The sequence below is a fragment of the Actinoallomurus sp. NPDC052274 genome, from assembly GCF_040679475.1.
GTDB lineage: Bacteria > Actinomycetota > Actinomycetes > Streptosporangiales > Streptosporangiaceae > Actinoallomurus > Actinoallomurus liliacearum.
The window spans coordinates 91,983-107,669 of the sequence record NZ_JBFAUT010000018.1 but is presented as its reverse complement, the minus strand read 5'-3'; the positions used below and the strand labels follow the sequence as shown (position 1 = coordinate 107,669).

The following is a 15,687-nucleotide window of genomic DNA, read 5'->3' as shown; positions in this document are numbered from 1 at the left end:
GCCGGGCACGGCCCGGGGAAGTGGTCAGGGGCGGCGGCGCAGGAGGGCGAGGAACATCGCGTCGGTGCCGTGCCGGTGCGGCCAGAACTGGGCGTACGGGCCGTCGCCCAGGCCGGGCACCTCCTTCAGGTGCGCGGGCGCGTCCAGCCGCTCCACGTCGTCCCGGCCGCGCAGGACGTCGTCGACGACGACCCTGGTCTCGGCCAGGTGCGGCGAGCAGGTGACGTACGCGACCACGCCGCCGGGCCGTACGGACTCCAGCGCCGACGCGAGCAGTCGCCGCTGCAGCGGGCCGAGCTCGGCCACCGCCTCGGGGCTACGCCGCCAGCGCGCCTCCGGGCGGCGGCGCAGCGCGCCCAGGCCGGTGCACGGCGCGTCGACCAGCGCCCGGTCGAACGAACCGGGCCGCCAGGCGGGCCGGGTGCCGTCCACGACCGCCACCTCGCCGGCCGCGTCGACGCTCTTCGCGACGAGCCGGGCGCGGTGCGGCTGGACGTCGCAGGCGAGCAGGTGCGCGCCGCGCTCCCCCGCCAGCCCCGACAGCAGACCGGCCTTGCCGCCCGGCCCGGCGCACAGGTCGAGCCAGTGGCGGTCCGGGCCCTCGATCGCGACGCGGGCGAGGGCCAGGGCGACGAGCTGGCTGGCCTCGTCCTGGACGGCGGCGCGGCCCTCGGCGACCGCAGGGATGGAACCGGGATCCCCTTCGGGGAGATAGGCGGCGTACGGGGAGTACGCGGCGGGCTCGCCGCCGAGCTCGGCGACGGCCGCGCGGCCCGGGCGGGCCACGAGGGTGACGCGGGGACGCTCGTTGTCGGCGGCCAGCAGCGCCTCGACCTCCGCCGGCCCGGCCGCGTCGCGCAAGGCGTTGACGATCCAGCGCGGATGGCTGTGCACGACCGCGAGCCGCCCGGTCTCGTCCTCGGGCGCCACGATGCCCAGCCACGTGTCGAGGTCACGGGCGGAGACCTTGCGCAGCACCGCGTTGGCGAACTTGGCCTGGCCGGGACCGGCCACCGAACGGGCCAGGTCGACGGTCGTTCCGACGGCGGCGTGCGCGGGGATACGGGTGCGCAGCAACTGGTGGACGCCGAGCCGCAGGACGTTCAGCAGCGGCCGGTCGACCTTGGCCACCGGCCGGTCGCTGCACACGTCGAGCACCGCGTCGTACGTGCCGCGTCCGCGCAGCGTGCCGTAGGTCAGCTCGGTCGCCAGCGCGGCGTCCCGGCCGGTCAGGCCGCGCTCGCGCAGCAGCGACGGCAGCAGCAGGTTGGCGTAGGCGTCGCGCTCGTCCACGGCCTGGAGCACGTCGAACGCGGTGCGGCGCACGGGGTCGCGCGGGCGGCGCCGCTGCGGAGGACGGTTGGGCCGGTCGCCCTGGCCGGGCGTGCGACGGGGTCGCCGGGGAGGCATCAGGTCAGCTCGTCCTCGTCGGTCGGGTGGACGCCGCGCGCCCAGGCGGCCGCGTCCATGCGCTGCTTGCCCTGCGGCTGGACCTGCCCGAGCAGCACCGGGTGGGTGCCGGTCCCGGCGAGGACCTCGCGCTTGGTCACCCGCAGCCGGCCGGGCGCGAGCGGCTCCGCGTCGGGGACGGGCCGGACCGGACCCAGCTTGAGCCGCTCGCCGCGGAAGGTCGTCCAGCCCCCGGGCGCGGGCGTGCAGGCGCGCAGCAGCCGGTCGACGCGCAGGGCGGGCTTGGACCAGTCGACGCGGGCGTCGTCCGGGGTGAGCTTGGCGGCGTACGAGACGCCGTCGGCGGGCTGCGGACGAGGCTCCAACGTGCCGTCCTCGATGCCGTCCATCGTCGCGACGAGCAGGTGCGCGCCGGTCCCCGCCAGCCGGCCCAGCAGGTCGCCGCTGGTGTCCTCGGGCAGGATCGGCTCGGTGACGACGCCGAACACCGGCCCGGTGTCGAGGTCCGCCTCGATCTGGAACGTCGCCGCGCCGGTGATGTCGTCGCCGTGCAGCACGGCGTGCTGCACGGGCGCCGCGCCCCGCCAGGCGGGCAGCAGCGAGAAGTGCAGGTTGACCCAGCCGTGCCGCGGGATGTCCAGCGCCGAGCGCGGGATCAGCGCGCCGTACGCCACGACCGGGCAGCAGTCCGGCGCGATGTCCCGCAGCCGGTCGAGGAACTCCGGGTCCTTCACCTTCGCGGGCTTCAGCACCTCGACGCCCGCCTCGGCCGCCCGCTCCGCGACCGGGCTCGGCGTGAGCCGGCGCCCGCGCCCGGCGGGCGCGTCCGGGCGGGTGACGACCGCGACGACCTCGTGGCGGGACTCCAGCAGTGCCTCGAGGGCGGGCACCGCGGTCTCCGGTGTTCCGGCGAATACCAGGCGCACTAGCGGTCTCCGTCCGCGCTCACAGGGCCTTGCCGAACGTACGGTGCGGGGAGTCCTTCACGATGGGCTTCGGCTCGCCGAACCACTCGGCCTCCCGGATCGCCTTCATCGCGGCCTTGCGCTGCTCCGGGTCCAGCCGGTCGATGAAGATGATGCCGTCCAGGTGGTCGGTCTCGTGCTGCACGCAGCGGGCCAGCAGGTCGGTGCCCTCCAGCACGATCGGCTCGCCGTACATGTTGAAGCCCTTGGCCACGACGCCGAAGGCGCGCTTGGTCGGGAAGGCGAGGCCGGGCAGCGACAGGCAGCCCTCGTCGCCGTCCTGCTGCTCCTCGGACAGGTCGAGGGTGGGGTTGACGACGTGACCGAGCTGGTCGTCGACGTAGTAGGTGAAGACCCGCAGGCCCACGCCGAGCTGGGGCGCGGCCAGCCCGGCGCCCGGCGCGTCGAGCATCGTGTCGGACAGGTCCTTGACCAACGTCCGGAGCTCCTTGTCGAAGTCCTTGACCGGATCCGCCGGGGTCCGCAGGACCGGGTCACCGAAGAGGCGGATGGGCTTGACTGCCACGTACGGCTCCGTTCGACGTTCTGGGGCTGAAGCACCCAGTCTACGGACGCGACCAGGTGATCGATGACACCGTGAGCGAAGCCGGCGTCGTCCCCCGCGACGAAGATGTCGACGGTCCGGCGGTCACCGCCGGACCGGGAGGGCGTCACGGGCGATGGCCTCCCGCTCGGCGGCCTCCCGCGCCGCCGCCTCCTGTTCGGCTGCCGCGCGACGGTCGAAGGCGGCACGAGCCGCGGCGATCTGGCCCTGGTGCTCCTCGGTCCAGGTGACCAGCGCGCGAATGGTCGTGTGCAAGGTCGCGCCGAGCGCCGTCAGTTCGTAGTCGACACGCGGCGGAACCGTCGGATGCACCGTGCGGCTCACCAGGCCGTCACGCTCCAGATGACGCAGGGTGCGGGTCAGCATCCGCTGGCTGATCCCGTCGATCATGCGTCGGAGCTCGGTGAAGCGCAGGCTGCGCCGGTCGAGCAGGGCGATGACGAGGAGCGACCACTTGTCCGCGACTCGGTCGAGGATCTGCCGGACCTCGCAGTCCTCACGGGTGTCCCACTGCAGGACGTCGTAGTCGCCGTCGGTATCCCCGCAGTAACCGGGGGACTTCGAAGTGCCGTCTTCCACGGTCCCCAATGGTGACCAACGATGTTGCCGGTTACAAGAGGGAACCGGCGGTCACTTCGATAACCGTCCTGGTCCCGTGGCTCCGAGAGGAATATCCATGCCCCCATCCGACGACCGCATGGACCCGCGCGCGTGGAGCGTGCTGTTCGTCCTGGCCGGCGCCATCTTCCTGGAAGGGATCGACGTGGCGATGCTCAACGTGGCGTTGCCGTCGATCCGGGCGGACCTGGGTCTGTCCACCGGGATGCTCAGCGGCGTGGTCAGCGCCTACGTGCTCGGTTACGGCGGGTTCATGCTCCTGGGCGGCCGTACCGCCGACCTGCTGGGCCGCCGCCGTATGTTCCTGTTCTGGCTGGCGGTCTTCCTGGTCTTCTCCGGCCTGGGCGGCCTGGCCACCACGGGCTGGGTCCTGCTGCTCGCCCGGTTCGTCACCGGAGTCGCGGCCGCGTTCATGGCACCCGCCGGCCTGGCGCTGGTGACCGCGAACTTCCCCGATGGCCCGCGACGCACCAGAGCCCTCGGCGTGTACGCCGGGACGGCCGCCGGCGGTTTCTCGCTGGGTCTGGTCGCCGGTGGCCTGCTGACCTCGCTCGGCTGGCGATGGGTGTTCTTCGCCCCGGTGGCGTTGTCCGCGGTGATCCTGTGCGCGGCGATCCCCCTTCTGCGCGATGAAGAGCCGGACGAGCGTCCCGCGCGCGGCTTCGACCTGGCCGGCGCGCTCACGGCCACCGGCGCGATGCTGTCGCTCGTCTACGGGGTGGTACGGCTGGAGCACCCCGGGGCCGGGCTCGCCGGCACGCTGACGGCCTTCGCGGGCGGGCTGGTGCTCCTGGCGGTGTTCGTCGCGATCGAACGGCGGTCGGCCGCGCCGCTGGTCCGGCTGGGCATTCTGCGCTCGGGTCCGCTCGTCCGGGCCGACCTGGGCGCGATGCTCTTCCTCGCCTCGTTCGCCGGCTTCCAGTTCCTGGCCACCCTCTACCTCCAGGAACTGCGCGGCTGGACCACCCTGCAGACCGGCCTGGCCATGCTGGTCATCGGCGTCGACACCGTCCTGGCTCCGACCGTGACGCCACGGCTGGTGAACAGGTTCGGCAACGTCCGCGTGCTGTTCGGCGGGCTGGTGCTGGCCGCCCTCGGCTACGCGCTCTTCCTGCCGGTCCGGCTGGACTGGACCTACGCGGCCATGCTCCCCACCATGGTGCTGCTCGGACTGGCGTTCTCCCTCACGTACGGCCCCCTCACCATGGCCGGCACCGAGGGCGTCGACGAGCGGGAGCACGGTCTGGCCGGCGGGCTGCTCTACACCGCCATGCAGTTCGGCACGGCGGTGGGACTGTCCGCGGTCACCGCCGTCAACGTCGCCGCCCTCGGAACGGCGACGACGCGCGGAGCGGCGCTCGACGCCATCCGGGCCGCCCTGCTCGTCCCCGTCGCGTCGGCGGTCGTCGCCGTGGTGATCACGGCCTTCGGTCTCCGGTCCCGTACCGGCACCGGCGCCGCCACCGAAGAGATCACGGAGCCCCGCCCCGCACCTGCCGACATTCCGGCCTGACCACGAACGGAGGATCGGATGGCCACCAAGGTGACCACGTTCACCGCCATCGAGGATCGATTCAACGCCTACGTCGGCGGCATCGTCCGCCTGAGCGCCCCGGCCCGCGCGGGAGCCCGCCCGGACCCCGCCGCGGGCACGCTCAGATGAGCTCCAGCGGGTCGATCCGGACGCGGACGACCTCGGTCGTCTTGCGGGCGCTGCGGGCGGCCTGGGCGGTCTTGAGGCACCGGGCCAGCACGGCGCCGCGGGCGCGGTCCACCCGGACCAGGGCGCGCTCCTGGCCGTCGCCGACCTCCACCGGCCCCAGCACCTCGGCGTCCGGCGGCAGGTCGGCCGCCTCCACCAGCTCGCGGACGGCCTGCGGCGTGCCGGTCAGGGACGCCATGCGCACGGCGGGCGGGAAGCCGAGCTCCCGGCGCTCGGCCAGCTCCCGTTCGGCGAACGTCACGGGGTCCCAGCGGATCAGCGCCTGCACCGGGGCCAGCGCGCCGTCGGCGAGGACGACGACCGGCCCGCCGGGGCGGACGAGGCCGGCGGCGTTCGTCCACCGGCGCAGCGTCTCCTCACCGGCCCGCAGGTCGGCGCGGCCGAGCAGCACCCAGCCGTCGAGGAGCAGCGCGGCCGCGTACCCCTCCGAAGGCGCCGGCTCCGCGCCGGGGGTGGCGACGACCAGCGCCGGCTCGGCGCCCACGGTCGCGAGCACGCCGTCCCGCCCCGAGGTGCGGATCGGCACGCCGGGGAAGGCGCGGCCCAGCTCCTCCGCGGTGCGCCGGGCGCCCACCACGACCGCCCGTACGTGTCCGCTCCCGCACTCCGGGCAGCGCCACGCCCCGGCGATGCGACCGCACCACCGGCAGTACGGCGCGGCGTGCCCCGAGGTCAGCGCCAGCGGCCCCTCGCACTCCTGGCAGCGCGCCGGTCCCCGGCAGCGGGCGCAGGCGAGGGCGGGGACGTAGCCGCGGCGCGGCACCTGGACGAGCACCGGCCCCTTCTCCAGGCCCTGCCGGGCCGCCCGGAACGCCAGGGCCGGCAGCCGCGCGGTGCGGGCGGCCTCGTCGCGGGCGAGTTCGGCGTCGTCACCGGCGGGCCGGACGTACGGCATCGACCGCCGCAGCCGGTCCCGGTCCGGGACGAGCGGATGCGCCCAGCCCGTCTCCACGAGCTGCGTGGCGTCGGTCGTACGCGTGAACCCGCCGATCAGCGCGCCGGCTCCGGCCCGGTGGGCGCGCAGCGCGAGCACCTCGCGGGCGTGCGGGTACGGGGCGTGCGGCTCGGTGTGGACGTCGTCGCCGTCGTCCCAGAGCACCACGAGGCCGAGGTCGCGCACCGGGGCGAACATCGCGGCGCGCGTCCCGACGACGGCGGTCACCTCGCCGCGCAGCACGGCGAGCCAGCGGCGGTAGCGCTCGGCCGGGCCGAGTTCGGCGGTGAGCGCGACATGGCGGCCCGGGCCCAGCGCGGCCTCGAGGGCCGTGTCGACCCGCGCCACCTCCCGGCCGTCCGCGACCACGATCAGGACCCCGCGCCCCCCGTCCAGGGTGGCCCGCGCGGCACGGGCGACCGCGCCGGTCCAGTCGGTCCCCGGCAGGGCGGTCCACACCGCGCGGGGCGCGCGCCCCTCCCGCAGCGCGGCGAGGAACGACGGCCCGGCCCGATAGGCGTCCCACGGCCCGGGACCGCCATCGGCCGCCCCGGTCCCCTCGGCGCCCGACCCGACGGCCTCGACGCCCGGCCCGGCGGCCAGGGCGGCCGAGCCGGTGCCCTCGGTGACGGGTTCGGTCCCCTCGGCGTCCGGTCCGGCGGTCTCGGCGTGCGCCTCCCCCTCGGCCGGCTCGGCGTCCCCTTGCCGGCCGGCCTCGCCGGTCGACGCCTCGGCGAGGTCCCGGTCCAGGTCGGTGCCCGGCTCGGCGCCGCCGGCGTCCGTGGCCGCGGTCACCCGCTCCTCGTCCTCGTCCCGGCCGACGGTCACCGCCTCCCCGGGTCTCCGCTCCGCTTCGACGCGGGCGTGCCGGGGCGGGACGGCGAGGCGCAGGACGTCGGCGAGGGTGCCGGCATAGCGGTCGGCCACCTCGCGGACGAGCGCGGCGATCTCAGGCGTCAGCACGGGCTCGGGGGAGATCACGCGGTCGAGGAAGGACAGCCGCCCGCCGTGGTCGCTCTCCTCGACGCGGTCGAGCAGGAAGCCGTCGACCAGCTGACCGGCGAACCGCACGCGTACCCGGCAGCCCGGCACCGCCTTCTCGTCCAGCTTGGCGGGGACCAGGTAGTCGAACGGCCGGTCCAGGTGCGGCAGGGAGACGTCGACGGCGACCCTGGCGACCTTCAGCGCCTCCGCGGGCCGCCGTACGCCCTTCGCCGGCGCCTTTCCGGACGTCGTGCGGCCGGCGCGCACGCCCGGACCGGCGGCCGCGCCCGCGTCAGGGGTGGCGGCCGTCAGGCCGTCCATCCCGGGGATCTGGGGAGTGGTCCCGAGTCCCCCGCCGTCGTTCGCCATTCCCCCGTCCTACCAGATCGCACGGACGCCGAAGCCGCCGCGAACCGGCGGGATCCCATGATCCGGAGGGTTCGTCAGACCGATCATGGATTCAGCGCAGAAGACCGAGGCCGTGAGTCCGATGACCGACGCCGAACGGATCGACTTCGCGGATCTGTGCCGGGACCTCCAGGGGATCGTGTGCGACTATCCGTACTGCGATCCCGCCTCCGTGCTGCAGGTGGCGGCGTGGGATCTGCGGGACCGGACGGGGGACGGCCAACACCCGGGCCGCGAGGATGCCCCCGGTCTCCTGCTCGCCCTGCACGCGGCGTCCTGGTACGCCGTGTCGGGACGGATCGACGACCTCGCGGTCGTCGACTCGATGATCGAGGCCCTGGAGCGGGCGGCGGCCGGCTACGAGGCGGGCTCCTGCCCGCACCCGGGAGGCGAGGGCCATCCCGACCTGACGGACGAGAGCCCCGACTCGATCGTGTCCTTGATCCTGCCGCTCTATGACGAGGAGGGGTGGGCGGACTACTACGGGACGGACTTCGCCGAGGCCGCGGGGGAACGCGCCCGCTGGTCCTGTCCCGGGTTCCTCCGCGGTGTCGCCGAGAACACGCTGGCGGCCCTCCGCGCAGGGCGGGACGAGCTGTTCGGTCCCCCGAACATCGACGCCCTGGAACGCGTCTATCTGAAGCCCGACGGCCGGGCCGACACCTCTCGGCTGACCCGCGACGCCGGCGACGCGTGGTGCGGCGGCTCTCCCGGGCTGACGGAGAAGGCGAGCGTCCTGGCCGCCCACCGGCTGGCCCACGGCGCCCTTGAGGAGGAGCGGCTGCCGCTGTCGCTCACCGTCGGCTTCGCCGTGCGGCACGCGACGTGGAAGGCGATCCCCCCGGAGACGGCCGAGCTCTACCACCGGGCGCTCGAGGCTCCGCTCGCCGCGCCGTGCCCGCATTCCGACGGACACCCCGGCGTCGACGTGGAGGCCAGGGACTGGGCGCGACTCGCGAGGGCCCTGCACGACCCGGATGCGGAGAGGGGAATGGCGGTGGACGAGGCCGCCGTGCGATGCCCGAGATTCGCCGCCGAGCGGGCCGTCGCGCTGCTCCGCGTCACCGGGGAACACCTCGCCCGGGACTGAGCGCTCCGGTCACCGGCGCAGGGCGCCGGTGACCGGGCTCGGTCCGAGACGTGCGGCGGCGACGCGCTTGGGCACGACCATGCGCCAGGCGTCCTGGACGAGTTCGCGCATCTCGTCCTCGCCGAGCGCGGCCAGACGGGCTTCGACCCAGTTGAAGCGTTGGCCGGAGAGGCCGGGCAGGCGGAACTTCTCCGGCTCTCCGGCGACGAGCGCGGCGCGCTCCTCCTTCGGGAAGGCGAAGCCCATCCACTCCTCATCGGCGGAGAGCGCGACGTAGACGATCCGCCCGACGCGGAACTTCACGCGGTCCCTGATCAGGTGCTCTTCCGTACGCGGCAGCGCCGACGCGACGCGCCGTACGTCCTCGACCGTGACCATTCCCGCCCGCCTCTCCCGCACGGTCCCTATGGTCTAACAGTCCGGCGCGGCACAGGCGAGTCCGGCGTCCTCAGTGGTGTCGTCCACGCGGGTCCGGCCTGGCGGTCCCTCCGGGACGTGATGCCGTTCGAGCCGGGCGGCGACGGCCAGCGCTCGCAGCGAGTGCGACCTGACCAGATGTTGCCGGGGGCCGGCGGACCGGATCCGGCGTTCGGGGATGCTGCTGTTCACCGATGACCTCCATGAAATGGGGAACATCACAGCGACCGCTAAAGGGTCACATGTGTCTCTACTACCCCAGAGCGCAAGATCATTCGTGAATATTCCGATAAGTGAATGAATTACCGGACAGGTATCAGACCGCCGTGAACGTCACCGGCAGGTGCCGCAGGCCGCGCAGGCCGCCGATGTGCCGGGGCAGCTCCCCGTACGGCACCGCGAGAGCGAGGTCGTCAAGGCGGCGCAGCGCCGTCCCGATGGCGATCCGTCCCTCCATCCGGGCCAGCGGCGCGCCGAGACAGTAGTGGACGCCGTGCCCGAACCCCAGGTGGGCGCCGGCCGGACGTGTGACGTCGAGGCGGTCCGCGTCGTCGAACTCGGCGTGGTCGCGGTCGGCGATCGCGGTCGCGATAATGACGGTCGCGCCCCGGGGAACGCGCACTCCGCCGATCTCGAGATCCTCCGCCGCGATGCGCAGGATGCCCGGGTCGACCGGCCCGTCCCAGCGCAGGAACTCCTCGACGGCGTCCGGGAGCAGACCGGGATCGTCACGAAGGAGCTTGAGCTGGCCGGGGTGGGCGAGCAACGCCGCGATCCCGTTGCCGATCAGGTTGACCGTGGTGACATAGCCCGCGACCAGCAGCAGGAAGGCCATCGCGACCAGCTCCCCCTGATCGAGGCGCTCGTCCCGGTCCGTGGCGATGATCAACGCGCCGAGCAGGTCGTCGGCGGGATCACTCCGCTTCGCCGCCAACAGCCCTTCCAGGTAGGACCACATCTGCCGCCACGCCCGGTCCACCGCCGCGACGTCGGGCCGGTCGGGATGCTGGGTGAGCATGACGTTCGTCCACTCCTGGAAGCGGTCCCGGTCCGTCAGCGGCACGCCGAGCAGTTCGCTGATCACCGTGACCGGCAGGGGCAGGGCGAACTCCTCGATCAGGTCCGCCCGCCCGGCCGGCACGACCGCGTCCAGCAGCCGGTCCGCGATCTCCTGCACCCGTGGTTCGAGCTGCGCCACCCGGCGGGCCGTGAACGCCTGCGACACCAGGCGGCGCAGCCGCGTGTGATCGGGCGGATCGAGGCGGATCATGCTCCGCATCGCGCCGTCCCGCTCCGCGGCGGGCAGCAGTTCCAGGAGCCGGTGGTCCGTGGCGCGGCGAAGGTCGCTGCTCAGACGAGGGTCCGTGAGTGCCTCCCGAGCATCCTCGTACCGCGTGACCAGCCAGGCCTCCAGCCCGCGGACGGTGACGACCCGGCGGACCGGGCCGCCCTCGCGGAGCCGGCGGTAGAAGGGGTACGGATCGGCGAGGAAGTCCGGGTTCTCGTACGGAAAGACGATCGGCTCACTCATCCGGCCCCCCGACCCGGTCACGACGGCGGCGCGGCCCACCGTCCGTACGTGCTGGTCTCCCCGCCCGGACCGGCCCTCAAGCTTCGAACTCATCACGGACGGTGACCGGCGGTTTCGGAGCCTCGCCTCCACCCCGGTCGCGCCGACCGTGATCGGGCCGGAGGAGGTCGCGGCCACGACCTCCCGGGCCGCCTCGGGCGAAGCTCCTGGCCACAGGTGGGTGAGCCGGCGTCGGCGGCCTGGTGTCCCGCCTGCCGGGCGCTGGTGAGGAACTCGGCGTCCTCCGGCGGAACGACCTCGGGATGGGTCGCGTCGGCGATCAGCAGGTCGGCGTCCCGCGCCAGCGTCACCACCTCGGGGCTCGGGCTCGTTCTCAGGGCCTGTCCGCCGCCCACGGCGTACCGAACGTTCGGCAACCGCGGCCCAGGAAGGGGCCGACACTCACATTTCACCGCCACGGCGAGACCGTCCCCGAGCATTCGGTACGGCCCGGCTCCGTGCCGGTGGACCAGCGCGTGCATCCCCTGGCCGGGAAGCGGCGAGGCCGCCTCGGACGGGTGTCCAGGGCGGCCTCGTACGAAGCGGAGCGGGTCAGAGACCGGCGGCCGACTTCAGGGCGTCGGCGCGGTCCGTGCGCTCCCAGGAGAAGTCCGGCTCCTCGCGGCCGAAGTGGCCGTACGCCGCGGTCTGGGAGTAGATCGGGCGCAGCAGGTCGAGGTCGCGGATGATCGCGGCCGGGCGGAGGTCGAAGACCTGGAGGACGGCCTCCTGGATCTTCTCGATCGGGAGCTTCTCGGTGCCGAAGGTCTCGATGAACAGGCCGACCGGGTGGGCCTTGCCGATGGCGTAGGCGACCTGGGCCTCGCAGCGGTCGGCCAGACCGGCGGCGACGACGTTCTTGGCGACCCAGCGCATGGCGTACGCGGCGGAGCGGTCGACCTTGGAGGGGTCCTTGCCGGAGAAGGCGCCACCGCCGTGGCGGGCCATGCCGCCGTAGGTGTCGATGATGATCTTCCGGCCGGTGAGGCCCGCGTCGCCCATCGGGCCGCCGATCTCGAAGCGGCCGGTCGGGTTGACCAGCAGGCGGTAGCCCTCGGTGTCGATGTCCAGGTCGGCGAGGACCGGGTCGACCACGTGCTCCTTGACGTCGGGGCTCAGCAGGTCGCTGAGGCTGATGTCGGGCGCGTGCTGGGAGGACACGACGACCGTGTCGAGCCGGACCGGGCGGTCGCCGTCGTACTCGATCGTGACCTGGGTCTTGCCGTCCGGGCGGAGGTAGGGCACCACGCCGCTGTTGCGGACGGCGGACAGCCGCCGGGCCAGCCGGTGCGCGAGGGTGATCGGCAGCGGCATCAGCTCGGGGGTCTCGCGGCAGGCGTAGCCGAACATCAGGCCCTGGTCGCCGGCGCCCTGCCGGTCGAGCTCGTCGGAGCCCTCGCCCTCGCGGGTCTCGTACGCGTCGTCGACGCCCTGCGCGATGTCGGGCGACTGGGCGCCGATGGAGACGGAGACGCCGCAGGAGTGGCCGTCGAAACCCTTGCTGGAGGAGTCGTAGCCGATCTCGAGGATCTTCTCCCGGATGACACCGGGGATGTCCACGTACGTCTCGGTGGTCACCTCACCCGCGACGTGAACCTGCCCGGTGGTGATCAGCGTTTCGACGGCGACGCGGCTGCGCGCGTCGTCCTTCAGCATCGCGTCGAGGACCGCGTCGCTGATCTGGTCGGCGATCTTGTCGGGGTGACCTTCCGTCACGGACTCGGAGGTGAACAGACGACGAGACACGTAGGTGTACTCCTTGCAGCGGCTGCTGACTGACGTAGCAGAGTGGTCGTTTCCGGTGGCCGAAGTCTAGCCGGGGCCGGTCGAGCGACGCTTGAGGCGTACAAGGGCCGGCGGCTTTACTCTAGCCGTCCGGTCACCTGATCCCATACGACGTCGGCGAGCGCCTCTTTCGAGCCGCGCGGCACGTCGACGGAGGCTCCGTCGGCCGAGAGGATCACTGCGGCGTTGTCCGGGGCGCCGAAGGTCAGCCGCTCCCCCACCTCGTTGACCACCAGCAGGTCACAGCCCTTGCGGGCGAGCTTCTCCCGGCCGTTGCGCAGCACGTCGTTCGTCTCGGCGGCGAATCCGACGATCACCTGTCCGGGACGACGCGCGGTGACGAGCTCGACGAGGACGTCGGGGTTCTTGACCAGGCGGATCGGGTCCGGCTCGGCCCCGTCCGTTTTCTTGATCTTCACGTCCTGGTAGCCGGCCGGCCGGAAGTCGGCCACCGCGGCGGCCATCACCACGGCGTCGGCCTCGCCGGCCGCCTTGAGCACGGCGTCGCGCAGCTCGAGCGCCGAGCCGACGCGCAGGACGTCGGCGCCCGCCGGGTCCGGCAGCGCGACGTTCGCGGCGACGAGCGTGACCCGGGCGCCGCGCGCGAGCGCGGTCCGCGCCAGGGCGTACCCCTGCAGGCCGGACGAGCGGTTGCCGATGAACCGCACCGGGTCGATGGGCTCCCGGGTGCCGCCCGCCGACACGACGACGTGGCGTCCGGCGAGGTCGGCCGGCAGGTTTCGCCGCGCCAGGACGAGGCGCGCGGCGTCGAACAGGGCGTCCGGATCGGGCAGCCGCCCCTTGCCGGAGTCGGCGCCGGTCAGCCGCCCGACGGCCGGCTCGATGACAACGCAGCCCCGCGAGCGCAGCGTCGCGACGTTGGCCTGGGTCGCGGGGTGCTCCCACATCTCCGTGTGCATCGCGGGCGCGAACACGACCGGGCACCGGGCCGTCAGCAGGGTATTGGTCAGCAGGTCGTCGGCGAGGCCGTGCGCCGCCCGGGCCAGCAGGTCGGCGGTGGCCGGGGCGACGAAGACGAGGTCGGCGCCCTGCCCGAGGCGGACGTGCGGCACCTCGGCGACGCCCGACCAGACCTCGGTCGTCACCGGCTCGCCGGACAGCGCCGCCCACGTCGGCTCGCCGACGAAGCGCAGCGCGTCACGCGTCGGGATCACCCGGACGTCGTGGCCGGACTCGGTCAGCCGCCGCAGCAGCTCGCAGACCTTGTACGCGGCGATGCCGCCGCCCACCCCGAGGAGCACGCGGGGCCGCCCGGACCGCGCCGCGACCTCACTCACCGGCAGGCCCTTTCACCGGGCACGGCGCGACGCCGATGAGACGCCGCGGACGCGCGCGGGTCGGGGGCGGGACACGCCCCGGGGCCGCCGGAGGACAACTCAGGCGCCTTCGATGGCCTCGGAGTGAAGCAGGCCCTCGCGGACCTCGCGCAGCGCGATCGACAGCGGCTTCTCCTGAACCTGGGTCTCCACCAGGGGACCGACGTACTCCAGGAGGCCCTCGCCGAGCTGGGCGTAGTAGGCGTTGATCTGACGGGCACGCTTGGCACCCATGATCACAAGGCTGTACTTGCTGTCGACGATCTTCAGCAGGTCGTCGATCGGCGGGTTGGTGATGCCTTCGGCACCAGGGGCATTCGATGCCACTCCTGCGCCTTCCGCTAGTCGGAGTTCGGTGGTTGTGCAGCCAGCAAGGCTACCAGCTCGGCACAGACGTCCCGGACGGACGTGTTGACGAGCGTGAGGTCGAACTCCTTCTCGGCCGCCAGTTCGACGCGGGCGGCCTCGAGGCGGCGTTCGATCACCTCGGCGGGCTCCGTGCCACGGCCGACCAGGCGGCGGACCAGCTCGTCCCAGGACGGCGGCGCGAGGAACACGAACAGCGCCTCCGGCATGGCCGCGTGCACCTGGCGGGCGCCCTGCAGGTCAATCTCGAGCAGGACCGGCACGCCGGCTTCGAGGTGCTGGAGCACCGCGCGGCGCGGCGTGCCGTACCGATTTCCCGCGAACTCGGCCCACTCGAGCAGTTCCCCCTCCGCGACGAGCCGATCGAACTCGGCGCCGTCGACGAAGAAGTAGTGCACGCCGTGGACCTCGCCAGGACGAGGGGCACGAGTTGTCACCGAGACCGACAGCCACACCTCCGGGTGGGCACGCCGGATCTCGGCGACGACCGTGCTCTTGCCGACGCCGGACGGTCCGGAGAGGACCGTCAGGCGCCTGGACGGGATGGAGCCGCCCGCCACGGGGATGGCGGAGCCGGCCGCGGCGGTCTGCCCGCCGCGCCCGTCCGCGGCTCGGTCAGCGGGTTGCACCGCCACCGAACTCACGCTCGAGAGCGGCGCGCTGGTTGGCACCGAGACCCCGCACGCGGCGGGACTCGGCGATACCGAGCCGCTCCATGATCTGCTTGGCACGGACCTTGCCGACGCCAGGCAGGGATTCCAGCAGAGCCGACACCTTCATCTTGCCGATGACGTCGTCGGCCTGCCCATCCTTCAGAACCTCAGCGAGGGAGGTACCCCCGTGCTTGAGCCGGTCTTTGACCTCGGCACGCTCTTTGCGAGCCTTTGCAGCCTTTTCCAGGGCTGCGGCGCGCTGTTCAGGGGTTAGGGGCGGAAGCGCCACGCCGGGTCACCTCGTGTTTCCACTCGATTGAGTCGGACGGCTTGGGAACCTAGCGAGTTCAGGGCCCATAAAGCAACGTGAAAGGCCATATAGCCCGGTTTTAAGTTACCGATGTCACTCTATGCGGCGTCCTCGTCACTCACTGTATTGAAAGTAGGGGGTTCTTACACCCCGAACCGTACGACGGCCTGGCGTTTCTTGCGAGGGGAAAACGGGTCAGTCAAGCGCCCCCCGGGCACCCGACGCCCCGGACTCCCGCCCCCCGTCCGGGACGGCGCGATCCCGCGCCTCCCACCCGCCGGACCCCGCCCGGCGGACCCCGCCCAGCGGATCCCGGGCCCGGCGGCGCCGGGCCCGGGGTGGCGCGCTGTTCGGCCCCGGCGCTTCTCTAAGGACGCGTGGGGCCCGAACAGTGCGCCGCCGCTCCCCGCGCGCCCTCAGGGCCCTGACGGCCCCTACAGCCGGCGTACGAGCGCCACCGGCGCTCTCTGACGCTTCCCGCCGCCGGGCCGGGCGCACGCCGCCTGTGTGGCCCGCGTGCGGAACCGCAGGCGCGCCGCCGCGCCCCGATCC

General features: G+C 73.5%; 16 protein-coding genes. 3 read left to right on the top strand and 13 right to left on the bottom strand.

The features are described 5' to 3' along the window. Positions 1–24: 24 nt before the first annotated feature. The 4 genes from AB0K82_RS17825 to AB0K82_RS17810 form a co-directional block, all read right to left on the bottom strand. Complete coding sequence (locus tag AB0K82_RS17825; protein ID WP_364398090.1) at positions 25–1,410, bottom strand: transcription antitermination factor NusB; 1,386 nt, start codon at positions 1,408–1,410, stop codon at positions 25–27. Next, positions 1,410–2,336, bottom strand: coding sequence for a methionyl-tRNA formyltransferase (gene fmt / locus AB0K82_RS17820; RefSeq protein ID WP_364398088.1), 927 nt, complete (start codon positions 2,334–2,336; stop codon positions 1,410–1,412). The genes AB0K82_RS17825 and fmt overlap by 1 nt, the downstream gene beginning before the upstream one ends. A 19-nt stretch (positions 2,337–2,355) precedes the next feature. Next, positions 2,356–2,901 carry a peptide deformylase gene (def, locus tag AB0K82_RS17815; protein WP_345358164.1) on the bottom strand — a complete coding sequence of 182 codons (546 nt, stop codon included), beginning with the start codon at positions 2,899–2,901 and terminating at the stop codon, positions 2,356–2,358. 123 nt (positions 2,902–3,024) lie between these two features. Further along, positions 3,025–3,519 (bottom strand): helix-turn-helix domain-containing protein, encoded by a 495-nt coding sequence (locus tag AB0K82_RS17810; RefSeq protein ID WP_364398086.1) that lies wholly within the window; start codon positions 3,517–3,519, stop codon positions 3,025–3,027. Between the two features lie 97 nt (positions 3,520–3,616). Here AB0K82_RS17810 and AB0K82_RS17805 point away from each other — a divergent pair, with 97 nt between their 5' ends. Together AB0K82_RS17805 and AB0K82_RS17800 are read left to right on the top strand one after the other, a co-directional pair. Beyond that, complete coding sequence (locus AB0K82_RS17805; RefSeq protein WP_364398084.1) at positions 3,617–5,071, top strand: MFS transporter; 1,455 nt, start codon at positions 3,617–3,619, stop codon at positions 5,069–5,071. 18 nt (positions 5,072–5,089) lie between these two features. Next, entirely contained in the window at positions 5,090–5,221 is a 132-nt protein-coding gene (locus AB0K82_RS17800) for a hypothetical protein (protein WP_364398082.1), read from the top strand. On the opposite strand, the gene AB0K82_RS17795 is transcribed toward AB0K82_RS17800, so the two are convergent. Next, positions 5,214–7,568 (bottom strand): primosomal protein N', encoded by a 2,355-nt coding sequence (locus AB0K82_RS17795; protein ID WP_364398080.1) that lies wholly within the window; start codon positions 7,566–7,568, stop codon positions 5,214–5,216. The two genes, AB0K82_RS17800 and AB0K82_RS17795, sit on opposite strands and share 8 nt — an antisense overlap. Before the next feature lie 112 nt (positions 7,569–7,680). Here AB0K82_RS17795 and AB0K82_RS17790 point away from each other — a divergent pair, with 112 nt between their 5' ends. Next, positions 7,681–8,697: a hypothetical protein gene (locus tag AB0K82_RS17790; protein ID WP_364398079.1), complete on the top strand. Its 1,017-nt coding sequence runs from the start codon at positions 7,681–7,683 to the stop codon at positions 8,695–8,697. A gap of 9 nt (positions 8,698–8,706) precedes the next feature. Here AB0K82_RS17790 and AB0K82_RS17785 read toward each other — a convergent pair whose 3' ends face one another. The 8 genes from AB0K82_RS17785 to mihF all read right to left on the bottom strand — a co-directional run bounded on the left by AB0K82_RS17785 (position 8,707) and on the right by mihF (position 15,114). After that, the gene (locus tag AB0K82_RS17785) at positions 8,707–9,096 is read right to left on the bottom strand and encodes an MmcQ/YjbR family DNA-binding protein (RefSeq protein ID WP_364398077.1); all 390 of its coding nucleotides are present in this window, start codon (positions 9,094–9,096) and stop codon (positions 8,707–8,709) included. 12 nt (positions 9,097–9,108) lie between these two features. Continuing rightward, the gene (locus AB0K82_RS17780) at positions 9,109–9,306 is read right to left on the bottom strand and encodes a hypothetical protein (protein ID WP_364398075.1); all 198 of its coding nucleotides are present in this window, start codon (positions 9,304–9,306) and stop codon (positions 9,109–9,111) included. 124 nt (positions 9,307–9,430) lie between these two features. Beyond that, positions 9,431–10,738, bottom strand: coding sequence for a cytochrome P450 (locus tag AB0K82_RS17775; RefSeq protein ID WP_364398073.1), 1,308 nt, complete (start codon positions 10,736–10,738; stop codon positions 9,431–9,433). 498 nt (positions 10,739–11,236) lie between these two features. After that, positions 11,237–12,430, bottom strand: a complete 1,194-nt coding sequence (metK, locus tag AB0K82_RS17770; RefSeq protein ID WP_364398071.1) for a methionine adenosyltransferase — start codon at positions 12,428–12,430, stop codon at positions 11,237–11,239. Positions 12,431–12,546: 116 nt separating this feature from the next. Further along, positions 12,547–13,731, bottom strand: a complete 1,185-nt coding sequence (gene coaBC / locus AB0K82_RS17765; protein WP_364398165.1) for a bifunctional phosphopantothenoylcysteine decarboxylase/phosphopantothenate--cysteine ligase CoaBC — start codon at positions 13,729–13,731, stop codon at positions 12,547–12,549. A gap of 135 nt (positions 13,732–13,866) precedes the next feature. After that, positions 13,867–14,133, bottom strand: a complete 267-nt coding sequence (gene rpoZ, locus AB0K82_RS17760) for a DNA-directed RNA polymerase subunit omega (RefSeq protein ID WP_252782944.1) — start codon at positions 14,131–14,133, stop codon at positions 13,867–13,869. A gap of 14 nt (positions 14,134–14,147) precedes the next feature. Beyond that, positions 14,148–14,738 (bottom strand): guanylate kinase, encoded by a 591-nt coding sequence (gmk, locus tag AB0K82_RS17755; protein ID WP_364398163.1) that lies wholly within the window; start codon positions 14,736–14,738, stop codon positions 14,148–14,150. Between the two features lie 49 nt (positions 14,739–14,787). Then, complete coding sequence (gene mihF / locus AB0K82_RS17750; protein ID WP_364398069.1) at positions 14,788–15,114, bottom strand: integration host factor, actinobacterial type; 327 nt, start codon at positions 15,112–15,114, stop codon at positions 14,788–14,790. Positions 15,115–15,687: the final 573 nt, after the last annotated feature.